The sequence below is a fragment of the Phenylobacterium sp. genome (assembly GCF_031984885.1).
GTDB lineage: Bacteria > Pseudomonadota > Alphaproteobacteria > Caulobacterales > Caulobacteraceae > Phenylobacterium.
The window spans coordinates 1-21,621 of the sequence record NZ_DAMABV010000026.1 but is presented as its reverse complement, the minus strand read 5'-3'; the positions used below and the strand labels follow the sequence as shown (position 1 = coordinate 21,621).

Sequence of the window (21,621 nt, the reverse complement as noted above, 5' to 3'; positions counted from 1 at the left end):
CCCCGACAAGGACACCGACGCCGCACTCATGGCCGACCTCGGCCTGCGGCCCATGTCCATGAAGGCGGCCGACCTGGCCTAACGCCGTCGAGGTCGATGAGGCGCGGCCGCGTCCGCAAACCGGGATGACGCCTGTTTTTCCTCCGGTGGCGTTTGGCGCAAGCTGCTTGGTGGATTTTGAAACACCAAGACCACGAAGGACACGAAGAGCACGAAGGCGCCGTGGGGTGGATGGCGCGGTGCGAGGGGTGGAGCGCCCCTTTGGCGCCTCTGTCGCGGGCGTGCTTCTCGTGTCATCCCGGAAAGCCCGTTCGCGCCGGGCCTGACGAATGAGGCGCGGCCCCGCCCCAAAAGCTCAACTGACTTGATGACGGGGCGGCCTAGCCGCGATGCCTCCGGCGTCCTATCTGGCTGACACATCCGCACCGAAGGGGCCCGCGTGCAGCCGATCATTTCCGTTCAGGGTCTGTCGAAGACCTATGCCGGGGGTTTCCAGGCCCTCAAGGCCGTGGACCTGGATATCCGCCAGGGCGAGATCTTCGCCCTGCTCGGCCCCAACGGCGCGGGCAAGACGACGCTGATCAGCATCATCTGCGGCATCGTCAATCCGAGCGGCGGCCAGGTGACCGCCGACGGTCACGACATCATCGCCGAGTATCGCGCCGCACGGACCAAGATCGGGCTGGTGCCGCAGGAGCTGTCCACCGACGCCTTCGAGAGCGTCTGGGACACGGTCAAGTTCAGCCGCGGCCTGTTCGGCAAGGCGCCGGACCCGGCCTATCTGGAGAAGATCCTTCGCGACCTCAGTCTCTGGGACAAGAAGGACTCGAAGATCATGGCGCTGTCGGGCGGCATGAAGCGCCGGGTGATGATCGCCAAGGCGCTCAGCCACGAACCGCGCATCCTGTTCCTCGACGAGCCCACCGCCGGGGTCGACGTCGAGCTGCGCCGCGACATGTGGGAGATGGTCCGGGGCCTGCGCGAGAGCGGCGTCACCATCATCCTGACCACCCACTACATCGAGGAGGCCGAGGAGATGGCCGACCGGATCGGGGTGATCAGCAAGGGCGAGATCATCCTGGTCGAGGACAAGGACGTGCTCATGCGCAAGCTGGGCAAGAAGCAACTGACCCTGCACCTGCAGGAGCCGCTGGCCGCCCTGCCGGCCGGCCTTTCGGACTACCAGCTCGAACTGGCCAAGGACGGCCAGGAGCTGGTCTACACCTTCGACGCGCAGAGCGAGGACACCGGCATCGCCGCGCTCCTGCGCCAGCTCGCCGCCGCCGGCGTCGACTTCAAGGACCTCCGGACCGAGGAAAGCTCGCTGGAGGAGATCTTCGTCAGCCTGGTGAGGGGCCGGCCATGAACCTGCACGCCATCAAGGCCATCTATCTCTTCGAGCTGGCGCGCACCTGGCGCACCCTGATGCAGTCGATCGCCTCGCCGGTGATCTCGACCTCGCTCTATTTCATCGTCTTCGGGTCGGCGATCGGCTCGCGGATGGTCGAGATCGACGGGATCAGCTACGGCGCCTTCATCGTGCCGGGCCTGATTATGCTGTCGATCCTGACCGAGAGCATCATGAACGCCTCGTTCGGCATCTACATGCCGAAGTTCTCGGGCACGATCTACGAGGTGCTGTCGGCGCCGATCTCGGCGTTCGAGATCGTGGTCGGCTATGTGGGCGCCGCGGCGACCAAGTCGGTGATCCTCGGGCTGATCATCCTGGCGACGGCGCGGCTGTTCGTGGACTTCAGCATCGCCCATCCGGTCTGGATGGTCGGCTTCCTGATCCTGACCTCGGTCGCCTTCAGCCTGCTGGGCTTCGTGATCGGCGTCTGGGCGGACGGCTGGGAGAAGCTGCAGATCGTGCCGATGATGATCGTCACGCCGCTGGCCTTCCTGGGGGGCAGCTTCTACTCGATCAGCATGCTGCCCGAGCTCTGGCAGAAGATCACCCTGTTCAACCCGGTGGTCTACCTGATCTCGGGGTTCCGCTGGAGCTTCTACGGGATCTCGGACGTCGACGTGGGGATCAGCCTGGGCGCCACATTCGGCTTCGTCCTGATCTGCCTGGCGGCCATCTGGGCTATCTTCCGAACGGGCTACAAGCTCAAGACCTGAGCTACGGCTAAGCTTAGAGTATATTGTGGGTCGCCATGCAACTATTGCGGGCGAGCCGAAAAGGTGTACAGAAACCGATGTTCTATTAACTGTCGGACCGTGTCCGCACAGCGCGGGGCCTGTCTGGGGGGATGTAAGTAAGCTTGAAGTACGCGACTTTGCGCTGAGCTGCCTACGATCCAACCCTCTCGGGAGATCCGTTGTGAGCAACCTCGTACAGACAGTGATCGGCGCCCTGTCGCCGGACATGATCGGCAAGCTTTCCAGCGTATTCGGCGAGTCCTCCGGCTCGGTCAGCAAGGGCCTTTCGGCGGCGACGCCGGCCTTGCTGGCCGCCGCCCTGCAGCAGAGCTCGACCACCAGCGGCGCCAACGGCCTCCTCAGCCTCATCGGCCAGGCGGCGGGCGGCGGCAATCCGCTGGACCGGCTTCCGGCCCTGCTCGGCGACGACACGGCGCGGGCGGGCCTGCTCAGCCAGGGCAAGACCCTCTCCGACAGCCTGCTGGGCGCCAACAGCGGCAGCGTGACCAACACCCTGGCCAGCTTCGCCGGGATCAAGGCCGGCGCGGCGACGCAACTGCTCTCGCTGGCGGCCCCGCTGGTGCTGGGGGCCATCGCCAAGTCCCTGGGCGGAACCCCGACCGCGTCCGGCGTGCAGTCGCTGCTGTCGGACCAGAGGGCCAGCATCCTGGGGGCGCTGCCTCCGGGGCTCGGCTCGCTGTTCGGCCTCGGCGGCGCGGCGCAGACTGCTCGCACCGCGGCCACGACGGCGGCGGCGACGGGCGGCGGCGGCTTCATGAAGATCCTACCCTGGCTGATCGCCGCGGCGGTCGTCCTGGCCCTGATCTTCGGCCTGCGCAATTGCGGGTCCAAGCGCGTCGAGGCCCCGCCGCCGGCCGCCAGCGTCACGCCGGCGCCGGTGACGTCCGAAACCCTGACCCTGCCGGGCGGCGCGACGATCTCGGTGGCGCCGGGCTCGATCGGCTACGGCGTGGCCAAGTTCCTCGACTCCAACGAGGCGGCCCCGAAGACCTTCGTGTTCGACAACCTGAACTTCGACACCGCCTCCAACACCCTGACGCCGGAGAGCAAGCCGACGGTCGACACCCTGGCCGCCATTCTCAAGGCCTATCCGAACGTTCGGACGCGGGTCGTCGGCTATACCGACAACCAGGGCGATCCGGCCGCCAACAAGACCCTGTCGGACGGCCGCGCGGCGACGGTGAAGACGGAGCTGGTCGCCCGCGGGATCGCCGGCCAGCGGATCGAGACCGCCGGCATGGGTGAAGCCGATCCGATCGCCGACAACGCGACCGAAGACGGCCGCGCCAAGAACCGGCGGACCGAACTGGTGATCGTGAGGAAGTAGTCCGGGCTTTCAGGAGAGGGGCGGCCCGCGGCGACGGGTCGTCCCTATTCGTCTTCCTCGAACCGCGCGGCGACCAGGGCGGCCAGGGCCTCGACCGCGGACGCGGCCTCCTTGCCCTTGGCCAGGATGTCGATGCAGCAGCCGGGGCCGGCGGCGAGCATCATCAGCCCCATGATCGAGCGGGCGTCGACGGTGGCGCCGTCCTTGGCGACCTTGACCTCGGCGTCGAAGGTCGCCGCCAGTTTCACGAACTTGGCCGAGGCGCGCGCGTGCAGGCCCCGCTTGTTGATGATCTCGACGGTGCGCGCCGTGGTCACTTTTCGCCAGCCAGCACGTAGGATGCGACGGAGATGTACTTGCGTCCGGCCTCCTGGGCGCAGGCGACGCAGTCTTCCAGGGACTGGCGGGTGCGGACCGAGGCCAGCTTGATCAGCATGGGCAGGTTGAGGCCGGCGATGACCTCGGCCTTGGTCTGCTCCATCACCGAAATGGCGAGGTTCGAGGGAGTGCCGCCGAACATGTCGGTCAGCAGGATGACCCCGGACCCCGAATTCACGGCCTCGCACGCCGCCAGGATGTCCTTGCGGCGCTTTTCCATATCGTCCTCGGGCCCGATGCAGATGGCCGCGACCGCCGCCTGCGGTCCGACCACATGCTCCATGGCGAAGACGAATTCCTCGGCCAGCCGCCCGTGCGTAACGATCACGAGCCCGATCATGCCAACTCTCTCAACGGGAATCCCCACCCGGCCGCGGCGATACGCCGGCCGCGAGGGGGTCTAGATACGCTTCTTCCGCCCAAGCTCCAAGATGTTGCAGTGCGCGACGAAGCTTCGCGGGCGCCGAAGACTCCAGCGGCTGGAGCGAAATCGTCGGGATACTCAACCCGACGTAATCTGTGAAAGCCGGTTCGGGCATCCGCTCATGCTGCTCGCACCGAACCGCCAAGGCAATGCGGCAAAAGGCGATGGCCGGTTCGCGGCAGACGCCGACGCCCCGCGCCTCGATCAGGCCGGAAAGAGTCTCCGGCGCGCGTCCATAGAGGCTTCCTTCGCAGGCCCACAGCACCACCCGGTCGTCGGCCACCAGCCGAAAGCCCTGATCGAGCGCCCGCAGCGCCAGGTCGCTCTTGCCGACGCCCGACGGGCCCTCGATCAGCACGCCGCGCCAGCATCCGTCGATGTAGGCGGCCACCAGGCCGGCATGGGCGATCATCGCCGCGCCTCCGGCAGGGTGACGATGAACCGGGCGCCGGTCACCTGGCCCTCGGCGTCCTGCCGGTTCTCGGCGCGGATCGAACCGCCCTGGGCGGCGGCGATCTGGCGGGCGATGGACAGGCCCAGGCCCGAATTGCCGCCGAACGCCGCGCCCTTGGGCCGCGAGGTGTAGAACCGCTCGAAGATGGTCTCGAGGTTGTCGGGCGGGATGCCCGGCCCGTCGTCGTCGACGGTGAGCACGGCCTCGCCACGGCGCCGTTCCAGGGCCACCCGCACCTCGCCGCCCTGGGCGCTGAACGAGCGGGCGTTGTCGATCAGGTTGCGCAGCAACTGCCCGAGCGGGCCTTCGCGGCCCGAGACCATGACGGGCTCCAGGGTGTCCGGCGGCTCGAACCTCACCGCCGCTTCGCCCGGCTTGGCGGTGTCCTGGTAGAGCTGGACGACCTCGGAGATCAGCCGGCCCAGGTCGAGCGAGCGCAGGTCCTCGCGCGACAGCTCGGCGTCCAGGCGCGAGGCGTTGGAGATGTCGGTCACCAGCCGGTCGAGGCGCTTGATGTCGTTGTTCAGGATCGCCATCAGCCGGTCGCGCGCCGCCGGGTCCTTGACCAGATCCAGGGTCTCCACCGCCGAGCGCAGCGAGGTGAGCGGGTTCTTGATCTCGTGCGCCACGTCGGCGGCGAACCGCTCGATGGCGTCCATGCGCTCGGACAGCGCGTCGGTCATGTCCTCCAGCGAGCGGGTCAGGTCGCCCAGCTCGTCGTCGCGCCGGGCCAGTTGCGGCAGCGAGATCGACCGGGCGCGCGAGAGGCGCACGCGGTCGGCGGCGCGCGAGAGCATCCGCACCGGCTGGGCGATCAGGTTGTTCAGCAGGATCGACGAGACCAGGGTCACGAAGATCGCGATGAGGATGAACGGGGCCAGGGCCTGGCGCTCGGCCCGGATGATCTCGTCGACGTCGCTGGCCTCCAGCGTCAGCACCCCCAGCACCGCCTGTACGTGCTGGATCGGGATCGAGACCGAGACTACCCGCTCGCCGTCCTCGGCGGTGCGCATCCCGGCCCAGTGCACCCCGCGCAGGGCCTGGCCGACCTCCATCGTCAGCGCCCGCTGGGCGGCGGGGGCCGGCGGCGGCGGCGGCCGGCCGATCTTGAGGTCGAGGGCCAGGCCGCCCTGGTCGTTGCGGGGCCGGGCCGGCGGCAGCACCTTCCATTCCACCCGGTCGGCGACCCAGTAGCTGTCGGCGATCAGGTTGCCCTTGTCGTCGAACAGCCGCGCCCGCTGCGAGCGCGGATTGGACAGCATCTGCAGGATCTCGCTGGCCGCCTGGGCGTCCAGTTCCGGCGTCGGCTCGCCCACCGTGGCGGCGCGGTTGATGACGTTGACGATCAGCTCGCCCTGGGTGGTCAGGCTGTCGATCCGCGCCCCCACCAGCCCCCGCCGCAGCTCGTTGAGCAGCAGCGAGCCGGCGATGATGATCGCCAGCCCGAACACGTTGAGCAGGATGATGAACCGCCCCAGGCGCGAGCCGGGCAGCCAACTGAAGAACGAGGGCCCGGAGGGCGGCGGCCGCTGCTTGCGCGCCGCCGGCTTCGGGTCAGGCTTCGCGGTATCTGTATCCGACGCCATAAAGGGTTTCGATCGCGTCGAACTCAGGGTCGACCTCGCGGAACTTCTTCCGCATCCGCTTGATGTGGCTGTCGATGGTCCGATCGTCGACATAGACCTGATCGTCGTAGGCCGCATCCATCAGGTTGTCGCGGCTTTTCACGAAGCCGGGCCGCTGGGCCAGCGACTGCAGCAGCAGGAACTCGGTCACGGTCAGCTTCACCGGCTTGCCGTCCCACAGGCAGTCGTGCCGGGCGGGGTCCAGGGTCAGCTTGCCGCGCTTCAGCGCCCGCGAGGCGGCGTCGCCGTTGGCCGCGGCGGCGGCGGTCGTGGCCGGCTCCTCGCCCTCGACCCCGGCGCGGCGCAGCACGGCCTTCACCCGCTCGATCAGCAGGCGCTGGCTGAACGGCTTGTGCATGTAGTCGTCGGCGCCGAGGTTGAAGCCGAGGATCTCATCGATCTCCTCGTCCTTCGAGGTCAGGATGATGACCGGCAGGTCCGAGGTCCGGCGCAGCCGGCGCAGGACTTCCATCCCGTCCATGCGCGGCATCTTGACGTCGAGGATCGCCAGATCCGGGGGCTCGTTCTCCAGGGCCGCCAGACCCGAGGCGCCGTCATAGTAGGCCTTGACCTCATGGCCGTGGCTTTCGAGGGCGAGGCTGACCGACGTGACGATGTTCTCGTCGTCATCCACCAGGGTGATCTTGGCCATAGGTCTCTGTCGTATCCTTCAGCGAAGCTTCGCAAGCTAATGGCCCGCCAGCGTGTCCTCAATGGGGCGGCGGCCAGGTTCGGGAAAGCCTTGGCAAGTGAAGACCCCGGACGGCGTCCCGGTTCCGCCCACGCCGCCGACCCCTGTCCTTCGCAAACCCTTGCGATAAAGCGGTATTAAGCTTGTCGCGGCATGCTGGCGGGGAAGGGGACCCCCGTGCACGGTCAGCAAGTCCACTACGAAGTCTTCATGCGGCGCGCGCCTGGCGCGGCGTGGAAGCTCGACATGGCCACCGAGAACCGGGCCGCGGCGATCTCCACGGCCGAGGAGATGATGAGCGAGGGCCGGGTGGCCGCCGTGCGGGTCACCAAGGAGACCCTCGACCCGGAAACCCGCGAGTTCCGATCGGTCACCATCCTGACCCTGGGGGCCGCCGAGGCCCCGAAGAAGAAAAAGATCGTCGAGAACCAGGACCCGCTCTGCGTCAGCCCGCAGGATCTCTACACCGTCCACGCCCGCGAGCGGATCGGCCGGCTGCTGGAGGGCTGGCTGGAGCGCAAGGGCGCGACCCCGTTCGAACTGCTGCACCGCCCCGACCTGGTCGAGGAACTGGAGGCCTCGGGCACCGACCTGCAGCACGCGATCCAGAAGGTGGCGATCCCGGAGGCCCAGGCCCGCGGCCTGACCGTCCACGAACTGATCCGCACCTTCTCGAGCCTGGTCGAACGCGCCATCGACCGGCTGCTCAAGGACTTCCGCAAGGGCGGCATGCCCAACCTCGACAAGGAGGGCTTCGCCCGCGCCGCCGAGCGGGTCAGCCACGATCCCGAGCGCGCCTACCTGCTGGGGGCCGGGGTCGCCGCCTCCATCGCCCCGGCCAGGTCCTGGTCGGAGAAGGTCTCGCGCCTGCTCGACCTGGCCGACGCCGCGCCGGTCACCGGGCCGCCTCGGGGCCTGGCCCTGCAGACCATCGAGCAGCCGCTGGCCGAGATCCTCGGCTCGCGCTCGGGGCTCGACAACATCATCGGCCAGGAGCTGGACCTGGGCGGACAACTGGCCGCGATGACCCGGCTGGCCGCCTGCGAGACGGTCGACGCCCTGATCCGCGCCGAGCCCTCGGTCGCCAGGATGATGCCGCCGCTGTCGGAGGCGGCCACCCGGCTGTCGAAATGGCTGGCGGCGGACGATTTCGAGAGCGTGCGGGTGGCCATCGCCAAGCGGGTGGTGCGCGAGCTGAACGGCCCGCGGCGGCTGCGCCCCGCCGACGCCTCCGGCGAGATCGAGGTGATGCGCGGCCTGGCCATGACCCTGACCGCGGCGGCCGCGGCCGGGGCGCTGCTCAATGTCGACGACGTGCAGGCCGCGTTCGTGCAGCGCTCGCGGATGCTGGTCACCAGCGACTTCGTCGAGGCCTATCTCGGCGGCGGCGAACGCACCGCCCGCGAGGAGATCGAGGCGCTGATCTGGCTGGTCGAGAACGTCATCGGCGGCGCCAACAAGCGCCAGGCCGGGCGCTATCTGTCGGCCGGGGTGTCCGCCCTGCGGTTCGAGAAGGAATTTCGCTACGGCCCCGACACCGCGGCCGTGAAGCTGCAGAAGCTGGCGGCCCTGCAGCGGGCGGTCGCGCGCGGCGGCCTGGCGTCGGAGGACTACGCCCCCATCCAGGCCAAGATCGGCGATGTCGGCGGGCTGGTCGAGGCCGACGCCCGGCTGGTCCCGACCCTGGCCAAGACCCCGGCCCCGGCCGGCCAGAAGCTATTGCTGCTGCTGCGCCTGGCGGCCGGCGAGACCGCGCCGGCCGGGCCCGCGGCCGACCGCGCCCGCCAGGAGGCCATGCGCATGGTCCGGCAGGAGGACACCCGCGCCGAACTGGCGGCCAACCCGGAACGGATGGACCAGGTGCGGACCCTGATCCACCAGCTCGGCATGGCCGCCTGACCCGATCCCCTCAGGCGGCGGTCTTGCTCTTCAGCAGGCCGCGCTCGTGCAGCAGCTCGGCGATCTGCACCGCGTTCAGCGCCGCGCCCTTGCGCAGGTTGTCGGCGACGACCCACAGGTTCAGGCCGTTCTCGACCGTCGGGTCCTTGCGGATGCGGCTGACGAAGACCGGAAACTCGCCCTGGGCTTCCTTGGGGGTGATGTAGCCCTTGTCGTTGCGCTGATCGATGACGATCAGGCCGGGGCTTTCGCGCAGCAGGTCGCGGGCCTCGTCCTCGTCGAGCGGATCGTGGAACTCGATGTTCACGCTCTCGGAGTGGCCGACCATCACCGGCACCCGGACGCAGGTGACCGTCAGGGCGATCGACGGGTCGATCATCTTGTGGGTCTCGTGCCACATCTTGGCTTCTTCGTCGGTATAGCCGTCCTCGTTGAACGAGCCGATGAAGGGGATGACGTTGAAGGCGATCTGCTTGGGGAACTTCTTGGGCTCGGGCGCGCCCAGGACGAAGATGCCCTTGGTCTGGTCCCAGAGCTCGTCCATGCCTTCCTTGCCGGCCCCGGAGACCGACTGGTAGGTCGAGACCACCACCCGCTTGATGCGCGCGCGGTCGTGCAGCGGCTTCAGCGCCACGACCAGTTGGGCGGTCGAGCAGTTCGGGTTGGCGATGATGTTCTTCTTGCCGGCATAGGCCACGTCGTCCGGGTTCACCTCCGGCACGATCAGCGGCACGTCGGGGTCCATGCGCCAGGCCGAGGAGTTGTCGATCACGATCGGGCCGGCGGCGCCGATCTTCGGCGACCACTCCTTGGAGAACGCGCCCGAGACGCTCATCAGCACGACGTCGACGGTCGAGAAGTCGAACTGCTCGACATCCTCGCACTTGAGGATCTTGTCGCCGAACGAGACCTCGACGCCGATCGATTTGCGGCTGGCGATCGCGTGAATCTTGTCCACGGGGAAGTTCACTTCCTCCAGGATGTTCAGCATCTCGCGGCCCACATTGCCCGTGGCGCCGACCACGGCCACCCGATAGCCCATGGCGGTCTCCTTCAATTCATGCAGCGGAGCGTCCCGTTACGCCTTGCGGTTCCCGGGCGCAAGGCGAGCGCGTCCGGCGGGCCGGTCGGAGCCGCTGGACGATGACCTGCGAGGTCATTGACCTGGCGCGGGCCGGACCCTCCCCTGGCGCCCGAATTCAGACGACGGAGTGATCATGTCGACCAATACCGGAATGCCGTTCTCCAACCTCATGGGCGTCGAGATCGTCGAGCGCGACAAGGCCAGGGTGACCGGCCGCCTGGTCGTGCGCGAGGACCTCTGCACGGCGGGCGGCATCCTGCACGGCGGCGCGTTCATGGCCTTCGCCGACGCCCTGGGCGCGGTGGGCGGCTTCCTGAACCTGCCGGCCGGCGCGCGCACCACCACGCTGGAATCGAAGACCAACTTCCTGGGGGCGGCCAAGGTCGGGAGCACCGTCCATGGCGAGGCGATCCCCCTGCATGTCGGCCGCCGCTCCAGCGTCTGGCAGACCCGCATCACCAATGACGAGGGCAAGCTGCTGGCCCTGGTGCTGCAGACCCAGATGACGGTGGAGGCTTAGCCCGCGCCGATGTCCGCGCCGCGGGTGACGTTGCGCAGCGGCTCGCCGCGCAGGTAGAGCGCCAGGTTGGCCAGGAACAGCTCCTCGCCGCGCGCGCCGGTCAGCTCGCCGCGGTTGGAGGCGTGCGGCGTCACCCGCACCTTGGGGTGGTCCCAGAACCAGGCGTCGGCCGACAGCGGCTCGGTCTGGAAGACGTCGAGCACGGCGTGGGCCGGCTGGTCGCGCTCGAGGCCGGCGCGCAGGGCGTCCTCGTCGACCAGCCCGCCGCGGCCGATGTTGATCAGGATCGCGCCGGGCTTCATGGCCGCGAAGAAGGCGGCGCCCGCCAGGTTGCGGGTCTCCTCGTTGAGGGCGCAGGCCAGCACCACTACGTCGGCCCCGGGCAGGCTGCGCGGCAGGTCGGCCAGGGTGCTGACCGCGTCGGCCAGGCCCTCGGGCGAGGCCGAGCGGCGGACCGCCTCGATGTCGGCCCCGAAGGCCTTGGCGCGCTGGGCGATCTCGCGGCCGATATTGCCGAAGCCGACGATCAGCCAGCGGGTCTGGCCGACCTCGCGGAAGTTCACCGGCTTCCATTCATGGGCCTTCTGGTGCGCCGCCTGCTCGGCGATCGGGTGCAGCAGGCTGAGCGCATGGATGGTCACGTACTCGGCGATGGCCGGGGCCTGGGCGCTGGAATTGGTGACGGTCAGGCTCTCGCGGGCCAGGGGCTTGAACATCGGATTGTCCAGGCCGGCGAAGGCGGTCTGCACCCAGCGCGCGTCGGGCGAGGCGGCGAGTTGGGCGAAATAGTCGCCGCCGCGCTTGCCGAAGGCGTCGAGGCTCAGCCACCAGATCTGCGGCTTCAGGCCCGCAGGGTCGAACGGGCGGCCGTCCCGGGTCAGGCCGCCGTCCGGTTCCTGGACCACGACCTCCAGCTCCGGGGCCAGGGCGGCCAGGCGCTCGGCGATGCGGTCATAGGAGGCTCGGAGGAGGAAAGCTTGCATCCGCGAACTGTAGCTTGACGCCCCGCGCCCGCAACGTCGGACATTTGACAATGCATTGTCATAACGACAATCTATTGGCATGGAAGCTTCCGCCGACGCCGTCCTGCGCCTCGTCGACGCCGTGGGAACCGCCGCCGACCGGTTCGCCGAGGTCGAGGACCGGATGCTGGCCGACACCGGCTTCACCGGCGCCCGGATGCGGGTGGCGGCGGTGCTGGCGGCGCCCGGCACGGCCCGGACCGTGCCCCAGGTCGCCCGCTCGCTGGGGCTCAGCCGCCAGGCGGTGCAGCGGCTGGCCGACGACCTCGCCGCGCGTGGCCTGGGCGCCTGGATCGACAACCCCGACCACTGCCGCGCGCGCCTGTTCCAGCTCACCGCCAGCGGGCGCGCGGCCTACGGCCAAGCCTTGCAGCGCAAGGCGTTGTGGGCCCAGTCGATGTCCGAGGGATTGACCCCCGCCTGGCTGGCGGTGGCGACCGAGCTGCTGGGCCTGATGACACGTCGATCGGAGCCGAAAACCCGATAGTTGACTTAGTCAACTATCCATATTCTGCTGCTCCTGGAGGTGCTCCATGCTGCCCCGGGACCCGGTTTCGGCCGTTCGCCGCTTCAACCGCTTCTACACCCGCAAGATCGGCGCCCTGGACGAGGCGCACCTCGGATCGCCCTACAATCTGGCCGAGATGCGGGTGCTCTACGAGGTCGCCCAGGCGCCGGGCGGGATCACCCCCAAGGCGCTGGCCGAACGCACCCGGATGGACAACGGCTATCTCAGCCGGGTGCTCAAGCGCTTCGAGGGCGAGGGGCTGCTGACCCGGCGGACCTCGCCCTCGGACGGCCGCAGCGTCTCGGTATGGCTGACCTCCGAGGGCATCCACGCCTACAACGGCTGGCTGGGCGCGGCCCAGGGCGCGGTCGAGGTGATGCTGGGCCAGCTCTCCACCGTCCAGAAGACCAAGCTGACCAAGGCCATGGCTGAGATCGAGCACCTGCTGGAGAAGCCGGCGCCGGGTGAGATCGTGCTGCGCCGCCATCGGCCCGGCGACATCGGCTGGGTCGTGCATCGCCACGGGGCGCTCTATGCCCGCGAGTATGGCTGGGACGAGCGGTTCGAGGCGCTGGTGGCCAGGATCGCCGCCGACTTCGTCGAGAACCTGGACCCGGCCCGCGAGCGCTGCTGGATCGCCGAGCGCGACGGCGAGATCCTCGGCTCGATCTTCCTGGTGAAGGGCGACGGCCAAGGCCAGGCCAAGCTCCGCATGCTGCTGATCGAGCCGGCCGCGCGGGGCCTGGGCCTGGGCAAGCGGCTGGTGGCCGAGTGCGTCGCCTTCGCCCGGGCCGCCGGCTACGCCGAGATCACGCTGTGGACCCAGAGCATCCTGTCGGCGGCCCGGGCGGTCTATGCGGGCGCCGGGTTCGAGCTGGTCCGAAGCTGGCCCGACGACTACATCGCCAAGGGGCTGATCAGCGAAACCTGGAACCTGCGCCTTCGGTAGGTGACAGGCCGCCGCGGGCGCCTAGATTGGCGTCCATGCGTAAACCCAATTTCATCGTCATCCTGGCCGACGATCTCGGCTATGGCGACCTCGGCTGCGACGGCGGCAAGGTCATCCGCACCCCCAACCTCGATCGCATGGCCGCCGAGGGGGTTCGTCTCACCGATTTCTACGCCTCGGCCAATGTCTGCACGCCCTCCCGCGCGGGCCTGCTGACCGGCCAGTACGCGATCCGCAACGGCCTGGCGCATGAGGTGATCCAGCCGGCCGACACCACCGGCCTGCCGCCGGACGCCGTGACCATTCCCAAGGCCCTGGGCGAGGATTACGCCAGCGCCCTGATCGGCAAGTGGCACCTGGGCCATGTGGCGCCGCACTGGCCGCCGATGGTCTATGGGTTCCAGCGGTTCTACGGCCTGCCCTACAGCCACGACATGCGGCCGCTGGCGCTGTACGACAACGCCGCCTCGCCGATGACCGAGAGCAAGGCCGACTTCTCCAAGCTGACCCAGTGGTTCTTCGAGCAGACGGTCGAGTTCGTCGAGCAGAACCGCGAGCAACCGTTCTTCGTGCTGCTGGCCCTGACCGCGCCGCACATCCCCCTCAAGCCCAATCCCGACGACCTGACCGGCTCGCCGGGCGGCGACTATGGCGAGGTGGTCGAGGAGATCGACCTCAATGTCGGGCGCCTGCTGGAGACGCTGAAGGCGCTGGGGCTGGAGGAGGACACCATGGTGGTGTTCACCTCCGACAACGGCCCCTGGTTCGAGGGCTCGTCCGGCCCGTTCCGTGACCGCAAGGGCGGCTCGGCCTGGGACGGCGGCTTCCGCGTGCCGTTCATCGCCCGCCAGCCAGGGACCCTGCCGGCCGGCCAGGTCAGCCACGCGCTGGCCAGCAATCTCGACCTGCTGCCGACCCTGGCGGCGATGGCCGGAGCGCCGCCGGTGCAGGACCGCGAACTCGACGGCCGCGACCTCTCGGGCGTGCTGAAGGACGGCGCGGATTCACCGCACGAGCAGATCGTGCTGTTCGACAACGCCAAGGTCGCCGCCGTGCGCACGCCGCGCTGGAAGTACGTGGCGCGGTCCTACTACCGGACCTACGACATCGCGCTGGATCGCTACCCGCTGCTCTTCGACATGGAGGTCGATCCCGGCGAGAACTACAGCGTCGCGCGCAACCACCCGCAGGCCGCGGCGGACATGCGCGCGCGGCTGGAAGCGGCCAGGGCCAGGTACGAACCGATGGCGGAGGCGTTTCCGCCGCACGTGGCGCCGGCCTCGGCGGCCGATCACCCCGACTGACGGGTCAGTCTATTTGCGGCGTTGCTTGCGCGCGGCGTAGCGGGCGTCGCGCGCGGCCTTCTGGGCGGCGCGCAGCTCGAGCTCGGCGGTCTCGGCGTTGAATGCGTCGATCTCGCGCTTGAGCGCGTCCTGCTCGGCCTGGACGCGACGACGTTCGGCGCGCTCGATCTCGCGCTTGGCGCGCAGTTCGGCCAGTTCGTTGGCTTTGATGGTGGCGCGGTCGGTGCCCGGGGCGGCCGTGACGGTGGGCTTCACCTTCATCTTGGCCAGAAGAGCCTTTTTGGCTTCGAGGGACGCGGTGGCGCGGTCTTGGAAAGTGCTGTTCTTAAGATAACTCATGCGGGCGTCCCCATCTCCCATATCGCTGAAAAATGCAATCGGGAGATGGTGCGTTTGTTCGCCGCGGCGCGAGGGTGTGGCGCCTGTGCACGGGCGTCAGGACGGCGCCCGGCGCCGCCCTGAAACGCGGCCGGATCTAGAGCGCCGCCAGCACCGCGTCGCCCATCTGCACGGTGCTGAGCGCGCCGCCCAGGTCGCGGGTGCGCGCGCCGCCTTCCAGCGCCTTGACGACCGCGGCGTAGAGCCGATCGGCGGCCTCGGCGCGGTCCAGCGACCAGCGCAGGGCCATCTCCAGCGACAGGATCGCCGCCAGCGGGTTGGCCAGGTTCTGGCCGGCGATGTCCGGGGCCGAGCCGTGGATCGGCTCGTAGAGGCCGGGCTTGCCGGGGGCGCCCAGCGCGGCCGAGGGCAGCATGCCCAGCGAGCCGGTCAGTTGGGCCGCGGCGTCCGAGAGGATGTCGCCGAACAGGTTGTCGGTGACCATGACGTCGAACTGCTTGGGGTTCTTGACGATCTGCATGGCCGCGTTGTCGGCCAGGATGTGCTCCAGCTCGACGTCGGCGTATTCGCGCTTGTGCAGGTCGCTGACCACCTCGCGCCACAGCAGGCCTGAGTCCATGACGTTGGACTTCTCGGCCGAGTGGACCTTGTTGCGGCGGCCGCGGGCCAGCTCGAAGGCGACGCGGGCGACGCGCTCGATCTCGGCGGTGGTGTAGACCTGGGTGTCGACGGCGCGCTTGCCGCCTTCCGGCAGCTCCTCGATGAAGCGCGGCGAGCCGAAATAGATGCCGCCGGTCAGCTCGCGGACGATCATGAAGTCCAGGCCCTCGACCAGCTCGCGCTTGAGGCTGGAGGCGTCGGCCAGGGCGTTGAAGCACAGCGCCGGGCGCAGGTTGGCGAACACCTCCATGCCGGCGCGCAGGTTCAGGAGGCCGGCCTCCGGGCGCTTGTCGCGCGGGACGCCGACCCACTTGGGGCCGCCGACCGCGCCCATCAGCACGGCCTTGGCGGCCTTGGCGGCGGCCAGCGTCTCGTCGGTCAGCGGCAGGCCGTGGGCGTCGTAGCTGGCACCGCCGAACAGCCGCTCCTCGATCACGAGGTCGGGGGTCAGGGCCTCGGCCACGCGGCGGACCTGCGCGGTCACTTCGGGCCCGATCCCGTCGCCGGGCAGGAGGAGCAGGTCGGTCATGTGGGAACCCCCTTGGATGTCACGCGCCTAGAGCTGGCGTTCGGAGGCGACCTCGTAGGCGAAGAGACGGCGATCGGAAACCCCGAAGGCGGGCCAATGGCTGCGCCAGGTCGCCATGTGCGGCGTTTTGAAGTGCGCATCGAGCGCCGCCTGGTCGCGCCAGACCTCGAACACCCGGATCAGGCCGGGGTCCAGCACGTCCTCGGCATAGGCATATTCCAGGCAGCCGTCCTCGGCGCGGCTGGCGTCGAGCATCGCCCGCATGTGCGGCCGGAAGTCCGCGAGGGCCTCGGCCGGGACCCGCACCGTGCCGGCGATGATCAGGCTCACGCCCGCTCCAGCCAGGGCTGGCTGAGGGCGCGCTGGCCCTCATAGACGTCGATCGCGGCGGCCGCCTGCAGGGTCTCGCCGATGGCGTCGAGGCCGTTGAGCATCTTTTCCTTGCGGTTCGCGTCGATCGTGAAGGCGAAGGTCTTGCCCGAGGGCGAGACGACGACCTGCCGCTCCAGGTCGACGGTGACCATGTGGTTGCCGCCCTTGGCCTCGTCCATAAGGTCCTGAACTTCCTCGGGTTTCAGGACCACGGGCAGCAGGCCGTTCTGGAAGCAGTTGTTGTAGAAAATGTCCGCGAAGCTCGTGGCGATCACGCAACTGATGCCGAAGTCCATCAGCGCCCAGGGGGCGTGCTCGCGCGAGGAGCCGCAGCCGAAATTGTCGCCGGTGACCAGCACGCCCGCACCCTTGTACTCCGGGCGGTTCAGGACAAAATCGTTCTTTTCCTTGCCGTTTTCGTCGAAGCGGAAGTCGTAGAACAGGCCGCGGCCCAGCCCCTCGCGTTCCACGGTCTTGAGGAACTGCTTGGGGATGATCTGGTCGGTGTCGATGTTCGCCAGTGGGAGCGGGGCGATCTTGGCGTCGAGGCGGGTAAAGGCTTGCATGGCTTGGTCTTAGCAGAGGTTCAGGTCAGGTCGAGGGGCGCTCGCCCTGGGAGATGACCAGGGTCGGGGCGTCGGGGACGCCCGAGCGGATGGTGAAGACGTGGGTGCCGGGCTTTCGGCCGGTTTTCACGTCGGAAACGTCGAAACCTGCCGAAGCGATCCGGGCGTGCGCGGCGTGAATGTCGGCGGCTTGCCAGGCAAGGCCTCCGAAGCCGTCGGGATCGTCGGAAACCTGCCGGTTGAGGCTGGCGGCGACCTCGACGAGGCTATCGTCACAGCGGAAGAAAAGCTGCCGAACCTTCCAGTCGGGGTTCGAACGGTCGAGCCGCAGGTCGAGGCCGAGCTTGGCGCCGTAGACCCCCAGCGCCCGGTCGGGGTTGGGGGTGTGGATCACCACATGGTCGAGCGCGGAGATCGCGCCCTCGCCGGTCGGTTCCGACAGCGGCCAGGCGACGCCGTCGCGCGGCGGGGCCGAGAGCAGGATGTTGAGGCCGCCGGTGGCGGCGGCGTCCAGGGCGCTGGTCGTCCAGTAGCGCTTGCGCCCGTCGTCGTGGGTCGAGCGCACCGGATGCGGCTTGGCCCCGCCGATGCCGCGGCGGGTCAGCAGGACGTGAGCGGCCTCGATGTCGGGGACCGTGAAGGCCATGGCCCAGATCCCCTCGCCGTGGGCGTCGAGGTGGCCGCGGATGGTGTCGCCGAACGCGCCCTCGCCATGCGGGGCGATGACGTCGAGGGCCATGTTGGGCAACTGGAACCAGGCGTGGCGCGCGCCGCCGTCGCCGCCGATCCAGTTGGGAGCGAGGCCGAGCAGGCGGGCGTAGCCGTCGACGGCGGCGTCGAGGTCGCGAACCGCGACGGCGATATGGTCGAGCGCAGAGATCACGAGGCGGTCCAGTACGGAGGTTCGGGTTGCGGCTCTTGGGCCTGGAACAGCAGCCGCGCGGCCGCCACGGTGAAGGCCGCGCCGTAGAGCAGCAGCGCGACGAGCCCGGCGGCGCCCAGGCCCACCCGCCAGGTGCGCTGGACGGCGGGATCGACGAGCTGGCGGCCGCCGGCCTTCAGGCCCAGCACCTTGCCGTGCACGACCTGGATCTCCATCGAGGTTCCGGGCTGCAGCCGCATGAGCGGGGTGGGGCTGCCGCAATTGCGGGCCAGCCGGCACTGCAGGATCATCGGGCTGGCGGTGGATTCGAGATCGATCCCGAAGCTGCGGCCGAAGGCGCCGACCTTGTCGATCGACTGCAGCGCGCCGGTGACGGTCCGGGACGGGCCGAGGTCGGCCTTCAGGCCGGCGGCGAACAGCCAGACGCCGGCGACCAGGATCGGCACGCAGAGGGCGACCATGGCGGCCTCGACCGGCTTGTCGAAACGGTCGCGCTCATCGAAGGACGCCTGGTTCTGGCGCATGCGGAACACGACCGCCAGCAGGCCGACCACGAGGAAGTAGCCGCCGACCAGCATCAGCGGCCCGATCTGGCCCGGCCGGCGCCCGAACATGCCGCCCTCGCCCAGATAGGCGGCGGCCATGGCGCCGAAGCCGCCGCAGAGGACGGGAAGCCCCCACCAGACGAGAAAGCTGGTGCGGGCGCTCATCATCACATGAAGTCCCTGACGTCGGCGATGTGGCCGGCTATGGCTGCGGCCGCGGCCATGGCCGGGCTCATCAGGTGTGTTCGCCCCCCGCGGCCCTGGCGGCCCTCGAAGTTGCGGTTGGAGGTCGAGGCGCAGCGCTCGCCCGGGGCGAGGCGGTCGGGGTTCATGCCCAGGCACATCGAGCAGCCCGGCTCGCGCCAGTCGAAGCCGGCGGCCTTGAAGATGGCGTCCAGGCCCTCCTCCTCGGCCTGCGCCTTCACCAGGCCCGAGCCCGGCACGACCATGGCCCGCACGTGCGACGCCACCAGCCTGCCGTGGAGGAAGGCGTGCTGGACGACCTGAGCCGCCTGGCGCAGGTCCTCGATCCGGCTGTTGGTGCACGAGCCGATGAACACCACGTCGATCTTGGCCTCGGTGATCGGCTGGCCGGCCTCCAGGCCCATATATTCGAGGGCGCGGGCGGCCGAGGCGCGCTTGTCCGGGGTGGCGAAGCTCTCGGGATCGGGCGCAACGTCGGTGACGGCGATGACGTCCTCGGGCGACGTTCCCCAGGTGACCAGCGGGGCGATCTTGCCGCCGTCGATCACCACCTCGCGGTCGAATACCGCGTCGTCGTCGGAATAGAGCGTCTTCCAGTAGCCGAGCGCCATCTCCCAGGCGCCGCCCTTGGGGGCGGCCGGGCGGCCCTGCATGTAGTCGTAGGTGGTCTGGTCGGGGGCGACCAGCCCGGCGCGGGCGCCGCCCTCGATGGTCAGGTTGCACAGGGTCATGCGGCCTTCCATCGACAGGCCGCGGATCGCCTCGCCGGCATATTCGATGACGTAGCCGGTGCCGCCGGCGGTGCCGATCTCGCCGATGATGGCCAGGGCGATGTCCTTGGCGCCGACGCCGGGGGCCAGGGTCCCGTCGACCGTGACGCGCATGTTCTTCGCCTTCTTCTGGCGAAGGGTCTGGGTCGCCAGCACGTGCTCGACCTCGGAGGTGCCGATCCCGTGGGCCAGGGCGCCGAACGCCCCGTGGGTGGAGGTGTGGCTGTCGCCGCAGACGATGGTCATGCCCGGCTGGGTGCGGCCCTGCTCGGGACCGACCACGTGGACGATGCCGTTGCGCACGTCGCCCATCGGGAAGAACTCGATGCCGTTGTCCTTGACGTTGCGCTCCAGGGTCTGGAGCTGCAGGCGCGCTTCCTCGTCGGCCACGGCGGCGACGCCCCTGGCCTGGCCCTCGGTCGGGATGTTGTGGTCGGCGACCGCCAGCGTGCGGTCGGGCCGGCGCACCGGCCGGTGATTGGCGCGAAGCCCGGCGAAGGCCTGCGGCGTGGTGACCTCGTGGATGAGGTGCAGGTCGATATAGAGGATCGACTCGCCGTCCTGGTTCTCGACGACGTGCGCGTCCCAAATCTTGTCGTAAAGCGTCTTTCCAACCATGGCCGGCATCTAGACCCTTTCCGGTTCAGGTGGAAACACCAGAACCGGATAAAATCGGTCTCTCCCCTGGCGTTCACGCTCCGGCGTCCTGAGCGGGCGCCAGGCCCGGCGCCTGCCCGTAATTGCCGAATTTTGCAGATCGGCTATTCATAGGTGCATGGCGAACGCCGATTGGGATCTGTTCCAAAGCCTGCATGCCGTGCTCCAGGCCGGCAGCCTGTCGGCGGCGGCCAAGGCCCGTGGCCTCACCCAGCCGACCCTGGGCCGCCACATCGAGGCGCTGGAGACCAAGCTGGGCGCGCCGCTGTTCCTGCGCTCGCCCCGCGGCCTGACACCCACCGACCTCGCCCGGCAACTGGAAAGCCACCTGGCCGAGATGCACGCCGCCGCCGCCGCGGCCCTGCGCGACGCCTCCGGCTCGGCCGAGCAATTGAAGGGCGCCATCCGCATCACCGCCAGCCAGATCATGGGCGCCGAGGTGCTGCCGCCGATCCTGGGATCGTTCCGCCGCCAGCACCCCGAGATCGACATCGAGCTGGTGCTGTCGAACAAGGCCGAGGACCTGTCGCGGCGCGACGCCGACATCGCCGTGCGCATGGTGCGCCCGACCCAGGGGGCGCTGGTGGCGCGCAAGGTCGGCGCCATCGGCGTCGGCTTCTACGCCTCGCCCGACTACATCGAATGCTTCGGCGCGCCGCAGACCCTGCAGGAGCTGACCGCGCATACGGTGGTCGGGTTCGACCGCGAGACGCCGGCGCTGCAGGCCCTGGCCGACCTGGAGCTGCCCTGGGAGGTCAGCCGCGAGCTGTTCGCCTTCCGCTCGGACAACGACCTGGCCCAGATCGCCGCCATCCGCGCCGGGGTCGGGGTGGGCGCCTGCCAGCATCAGATCGCCCGCCGCTACGGCCTGACGCCGCTGCTCTCCAACGCCTTCGGCTTCGAGCTCGAGGTGTGGATCGCCATGCATGAGAACCTGAAGGGCCACCGGCGCATGCGGCTGATGTTCGACCACCTGGTGGCCGGGTTCCAGACCTTCATCGCCGAGGGGCGCAAGGCGTGACGCGCATCCACGTGGTCGGGGCCTCGTCCTCGGGGACGACGACGCTGGGGGCGGCGCTGGCCGCGCGCCTGGAGGGCCGCCACCTCGACACCGACAGCTTCTTCTGGGAGGCGACCGATCCGCCGTTCACCACCAAGCGGCCGGAGGCGCAGCGCGTGGCGCTGATGGAGGCGCAGGTGGCCGGGGCGTCGTCCTGGGTGATCTCCGGCTCGCTGATGGGCTGGGGCGACGTGTTCGTCCCGCGGTTCGACCTGGTGGCCTTCCTGCACGTGCCGCAGGAGGTGCGGATGGCGCGGCTGATGGCGCGCGAGCGGGCGCGCTACGGCGCGGCGATCGAGCCGGGCGGGGCGATGCACGCCCAGCACCTGGAGTTCCTCGCCTGGGCGCAGGCCTATGAGCAGCCGGGTTTTGCGGGCCGCAGCCTGGAGCGGCACCGGGCCTGGCTGGCGGGACTGCCCTGCCCGGTGATCGAGATCGCCGGCGCGCCGAGCGTCGAGGAGAGCGTGGAGCGGGTGCTGGCGGCGGCCAGGTCGTAAGAGGCGCGCTTTGGCGATGAAGGCGGGGCCGAGCCTGGCTTCCGATCCATCCGGTGTTCATGGGTCCCGGTCTTGCTGCGCAAACCGGGATGACGCCTGTTTTTCCTCCGGTGGCGGCTGGCGCAAGCTGCTTGGCGGATTTTGAAACACCAAGACCACGAAGGACACGAAGAGCACGAAGGCGCCGT

General features: G+C 69.3%; 24 protein-coding genes. 10 read left to right on the top strand and 14 right to left on the bottom strand.

Annotated features, from left to right (window positions below; all coding sequences use genetic code 11):
• The first annotated feature begins 418 nt into the window (after positions 1–418).
• The 3 genes from RTL41_RS20615 (at position 419) to RTL41_RS20605 (ending at position 3,493) form a co-directional block, all read left to right on the top strand.
• Entirely contained in the window at positions 419–1,366 is a 948-nt protein-coding gene (locus RTL41_RS20615) for an ABC transporter ATP-binding protein (protein ID WP_409418356.1), read from the top strand.
• Positions 1,363–2,124 carry an ABC transporter permease gene (locus tag RTL41_RS20610; RefSeq protein WP_312167244.1) on the top strand — a complete coding sequence of 254 codons (762 nt, stop codon included), beginning with the start codon at positions 1,363–1,365 and terminating at the stop codon, positions 2,122–2,124. The genes RTL41_RS20615 and RTL41_RS20610 overlap by 4 nt, the downstream gene beginning before the upstream one ends.
• Before the next feature lie 202 nt (positions 2,125–2,326).
• Positions 2,327–3,493: an OmpA family protein gene (locus RTL41_RS20605; RefSeq protein ID WP_312167241.1), complete on the top strand. Its 1,167-nt coding sequence runs from the start codon at positions 2,327–2,329 to the stop codon at positions 3,491–3,493.
• Positions 3,494–3,537: 44 nt separating this feature from the next.
• On the opposite strand, the gene RTL41_RS20600 is transcribed toward RTL41_RS20605, so the two are convergent.
• Genes RTL41_RS20600 through RTL41_RS20580 form a run of 5 tightly spaced genes read right to left on the bottom strand, consistent with a single transcriptional unit; the run spans position 3,538 to position 7,026 of the window.
• The gene (locus RTL41_RS20600; protein WP_312167239.1) at positions 3,538–3,810 is read right to left on the bottom strand and encodes an HPr family phosphocarrier protein; all 273 of its coding nucleotides are present in this window, start codon (positions 3,808–3,810) and stop codon (positions 3,538–3,540) included.
• Positions 3,807–4,211, bottom strand: a complete 405-nt coding sequence (locus RTL41_RS20595; protein ID WP_312167236.1) for a PTS sugar transporter subunit IIA — start codon at positions 4,209–4,211, stop codon at positions 3,807–3,809. Before RTL41_RS20595 ends, RTL41_RS20600 begins: the two co-directional genes overlap by 4 nt.
• Before the next feature lie 10 nt (positions 4,212–4,221).
• Positions 4,222–4,707, bottom strand: a complete 486-nt coding sequence (locus RTL41_RS20590) for an HPr kinase/phosphorylase (RefSeq protein WP_312167233.1) — start codon at positions 4,705–4,707, stop codon at positions 4,222–4,224.
• On the bottom strand, positions 4,704–6,335 hold the full coding sequence (locus RTL41_RS20585) for a stimulus-sensing domain-containing protein (protein WP_312167231.1): 1,632 nt from the start codon (positions 6,333–6,335) through the stop codon (positions 4,704–4,706). The genes RTL41_RS20590 and RTL41_RS20585 overlap by 4 nt, the downstream gene beginning before the upstream one ends.
• Positions 6,304–7,026: a response regulator transcription factor gene (locus RTL41_RS20580; RefSeq protein ID WP_312167229.1), complete on the bottom strand. Its 723-nt coding sequence runs from the start codon at positions 7,024–7,026 to the stop codon at positions 6,304–6,306. The genes RTL41_RS20585 and RTL41_RS20580 overlap by 32 nt, the downstream gene beginning before the upstream one ends.
• Before the next feature lie 216 nt (positions 7,027–7,242).
• Between RTL41_RS20580 and RTL41_RS20575 the strand changes: the two genes are divergently transcribed.
• On the top strand, positions 7,243–8,964 hold the full coding sequence (locus RTL41_RS20575) for a hypothetical protein (protein ID WP_312167227.1): 1,722 nt from the start codon (positions 7,243–7,245) through the stop codon (positions 8,962–8,964).
• 10 nt (positions 8,965–8,974) lie between these two features.
• On the opposite strand, the gene RTL41_RS20570 is transcribed toward RTL41_RS20575, so the two are convergent.
• Entirely contained in the window at positions 8,975–10,006 is a 1,032-nt protein-coding gene (locus RTL41_RS20570; RefSeq protein ID WP_312167225.1) for an aspartate-semialdehyde dehydrogenase, read from the bottom strand.
• Positions 10,007–10,181: 175 nt separating this feature from the next.
• Between RTL41_RS20570 and RTL41_RS20565 the strand changes: the two genes are divergently transcribed.
• Positions 10,182–10,568, top strand: a complete 387-nt coding sequence (locus tag RTL41_RS20565) for a PaaI family thioesterase (protein ID WP_312167222.1) — start codon at positions 10,182–10,184, stop codon at positions 10,566–10,568.
• On the opposite strand, the gene RTL41_RS20560 is transcribed toward RTL41_RS20565, so the two are convergent.
• Entirely contained in the window at positions 10,565–11,551 is a 987-nt protein-coding gene (locus RTL41_RS20560) for a D-2-hydroxyacid dehydrogenase (protein ID WP_312167219.1), read from the bottom strand. The two genes, RTL41_RS20565 and RTL41_RS20560, sit on opposite strands and share 4 nt — an antisense overlap.
• 79 nt (positions 11,552–11,630) lie before the next feature.
• Between RTL41_RS20560 and RTL41_RS20555 the strand changes: the two genes are divergently transcribed.
• The 3 genes from RTL41_RS20555 to RTL41_RS20545 are packed head-to-tail and all read left to right on the top strand — an operon-like array spanning position 11,631 to position 14,351.
• Entirely contained in the window at positions 11,631–12,077 is a 447-nt protein-coding gene (locus RTL41_RS20555) for a MarR family transcriptional regulator (protein ID WP_312167217.1), read from the top strand.
• A 46-nt stretch (positions 12,078–12,123) separates the two neighbouring features.
• Positions 12,124–13,047 (top strand): bifunctional helix-turn-helix transcriptional regulator/GNAT family N-acetyltransferase, encoded by a 924-nt coding sequence (locus RTL41_RS20550; protein WP_312167214.1) that lies wholly within the window; start codon positions 12,124–12,126, stop codon positions 13,045–13,047.
• A gap of 35 nt (positions 13,048–13,082) precedes the next feature.
• Positions 13,083–14,351, top strand: coding sequence for a sulfatase (locus RTL41_RS20545; RefSeq protein ID WP_312167212.1), 1,269 nt, complete (start codon positions 13,083–13,085; stop codon positions 14,349–14,351).
• A 9-nt stretch (positions 14,352–14,360) separates the two neighbouring features.
• Here RTL41_RS20545 and RTL41_RS20540 read toward each other — a convergent pair whose 3' ends face one another.
• From RTL41_RS20540 to leuC, 7 genes are all read right to left on the bottom strand, one after another.
• On the bottom strand, positions 14,361–14,690 hold the full coding sequence (locus RTL41_RS20540; protein WP_312167209.1) for a DUF6481 family protein: 330 nt from the start codon (positions 14,688–14,690) through the stop codon (positions 14,361–14,363).
• A gap of 136 nt (positions 14,691–14,826) precedes the next feature.
• Positions 14,827–15,879, bottom strand: a complete 1,053-nt coding sequence (gene leuB / locus RTL41_RS20535; protein WP_312167206.1) for a 3-isopropylmalate dehydrogenase — start codon at positions 15,877–15,879, stop codon at positions 14,827–14,829.
• Between the two features lie 27 nt (positions 15,880–15,906).
• Positions 15,907–16,209 carry a putative quinol monooxygenase gene (locus tag RTL41_RS20530; RefSeq protein ID WP_312167204.1) on the bottom strand — a complete coding sequence of 101 codons (303 nt, stop codon included), beginning with the start codon at positions 16,207–16,209 and terminating at the stop codon, positions 15,907–15,909.
• Complete coding sequence (gene leuD, locus RTL41_RS20525) at positions 16,206–16,817, bottom strand: 3-isopropylmalate dehydratase small subunit (protein ID WP_312167201.1); 612 nt, start codon at positions 16,815–16,817, stop codon at positions 16,206–16,208. Before leuD ends, RTL41_RS20530 begins: the two co-directional genes overlap by 4 nt.
• A 25-nt stretch (positions 16,818–16,842) precedes the next feature.
• Positions 16,843–17,700 (bottom strand): VOC family protein, encoded by an 858-nt coding sequence (locus RTL41_RS20520; protein WP_312167198.1) that lies wholly within the window; start codon positions 17,698–17,700, stop codon positions 16,843–16,845.
• Positions 17,697–18,413 carry a hypothetical protein gene (locus tag RTL41_RS20515; RefSeq protein WP_312167196.1) on the bottom strand — a complete coding sequence of 239 codons (717 nt, stop codon included), beginning with the start codon at positions 18,411–18,413 and terminating at the stop codon, positions 17,697–17,699. The genes RTL41_RS20520 and RTL41_RS20515 overlap by 4 nt, the downstream gene beginning before the upstream one ends.
• On the bottom strand, positions 18,413–19,837 hold the full coding sequence (gene leuC / locus RTL41_RS20510; protein ID WP_312167194.1) for a 3-isopropylmalate dehydratase large subunit: 1,425 nt from the start codon (positions 19,835–19,837) through the stop codon (positions 18,413–18,415). The genes RTL41_RS20515 and leuC overlap by 1 nt, the downstream gene beginning before the upstream one ends.
• Positions 19,838–19,994: 157 nt before the next feature.
• On the opposite strand from leuC, the gene RTL41_RS20505 reads away from it, so the two are divergent.
• Positions 19,995–20,897: a LysR family transcriptional regulator gene (locus RTL41_RS20505; protein ID WP_312167192.1), complete on the top strand. Its 903-nt coding sequence runs from the start codon at positions 19,995–19,997 to the stop codon at positions 20,895–20,897.
• Positions 20,894–21,433, top strand: a complete 540-nt coding sequence (locus RTL41_RS20500; RefSeq protein ID WP_312167191.1) for a hypothetical protein — start codon at positions 20,894–20,896, stop codon at positions 21,431–21,433. Before RTL41_RS20505 ends, RTL41_RS20500 begins: the two co-directional genes overlap by 4 nt.
• Positions 21,434–21,621: the final 188 nt, after the last annotated feature.

Coding starts and splice junctions, on each gene's coding strand:
- RTL41_RS20610 (WP_312167244.1), top strand. CDS start 1,363: ATGAACCTGCACGCCATCAAGGCCATCTATCTCTTCGAGCTGGCGCGC.
- RTL41_RS20550 (WP_312167214.1), top strand. CDS start 12,124: ATGCTGCCCCGGGACCCGGTTTCGGCCGTTCGCCGCTTCAACCGCTTC.
- RTL41_RS20505 (WP_312167192.1), top strand. CDS start 19,995: ATGGCGAACGCCGATTGGGATCTGTTCCAAAGCCTGCATGCCGTGCTC.
- RTL41_RS20565 (WP_312167222.1), top strand. CDS start 10,182: ATGTCGACCAATACCGGAATGCCGTTCTCCAACCTCATGGGCGTCGAG.
- RTL41_RS20590 (WP_312167233.1), bottom strand. CDS start 4,707: ATGATCGCCCATGCCGGCCTGGTGGCCGCCTACATCGACGGATGCTGG.
- RTL41_RS20545 (WP_312167212.1), top strand. CDS start 13,083: ATGCGTAAACCCAATTTCATCGTCATCCTGGCCGACGATCTCGGCTAT.
- leuD (WP_312167201.1), bottom strand. CDS start 16,817: ATGCAAGCCTTTACCCGCCTCGACGCCAAGATCGCCCCGCTCCCACTG.
- RTL41_RS20560 (WP_312167219.1), bottom strand. CDS start 11,551: ATGCAAGCTTTCCTCCTCCGAGCCTCCTATGACCGCATCGCCGAGCGC.
- RTL41_RS20540 (WP_312167209.1), bottom strand. CDS start 14,690: ATGAGTTATCTTAAGAACAGCACTTTCCAAGACCGCGCCACCGCGTCC.
- leuB (WP_312167206.1), bottom strand. CDS start 15,879: ATGACCGACCTGCTCCTCCTGCCCGGCGACGGGATCGGGCCCGAAGTG.
- RTL41_RS20580 (WP_312167229.1), bottom strand. CDS start 7,026: ATGGCCAAGATCACCCTGGTGGATGACGACGAGAACATCGTCACGTCG.
- RTL41_RS20515 (WP_312167196.1), bottom strand. CDS start 18,413: ATGATGAGCGCCCGCACCAGCTTTCTCGTCTGGTGGGGGCTTCCCGTC.
- RTL41_RS20570 (WP_312167225.1), bottom strand. CDS start 10,006: ATGGGCTATCGGGTGGCCGTGGTCGGCGCCACGGGCAATGTGGGCCGC.
- RTL41_RS20555 (WP_312167217.1), top strand. CDS start 11,631: ATGGAAGCTTCCGCCGACGCCGTCCTGCGCCTCGTCGACGCCGTGGGA.
- RTL41_RS20585 (WP_312167231.1), bottom strand. CDS start 6,335: ATGGCGTCGGATACAGATACCGCGAAGCCTGACCCGAAGCCGGCGGCG.
- leuC (WP_312167194.1), bottom strand. CDS start 19,837: ATGGTTGGAAAGACGCTTTACGACAAGATTTGGGACGCGCACGTCGTC.
- RTL41_RS20595 (WP_312167236.1), bottom strand. CDS start 4,211: ATGATCGGGCTCGTGATCGTTACGCACGGGCGGCTGGCCGAGGAATTC.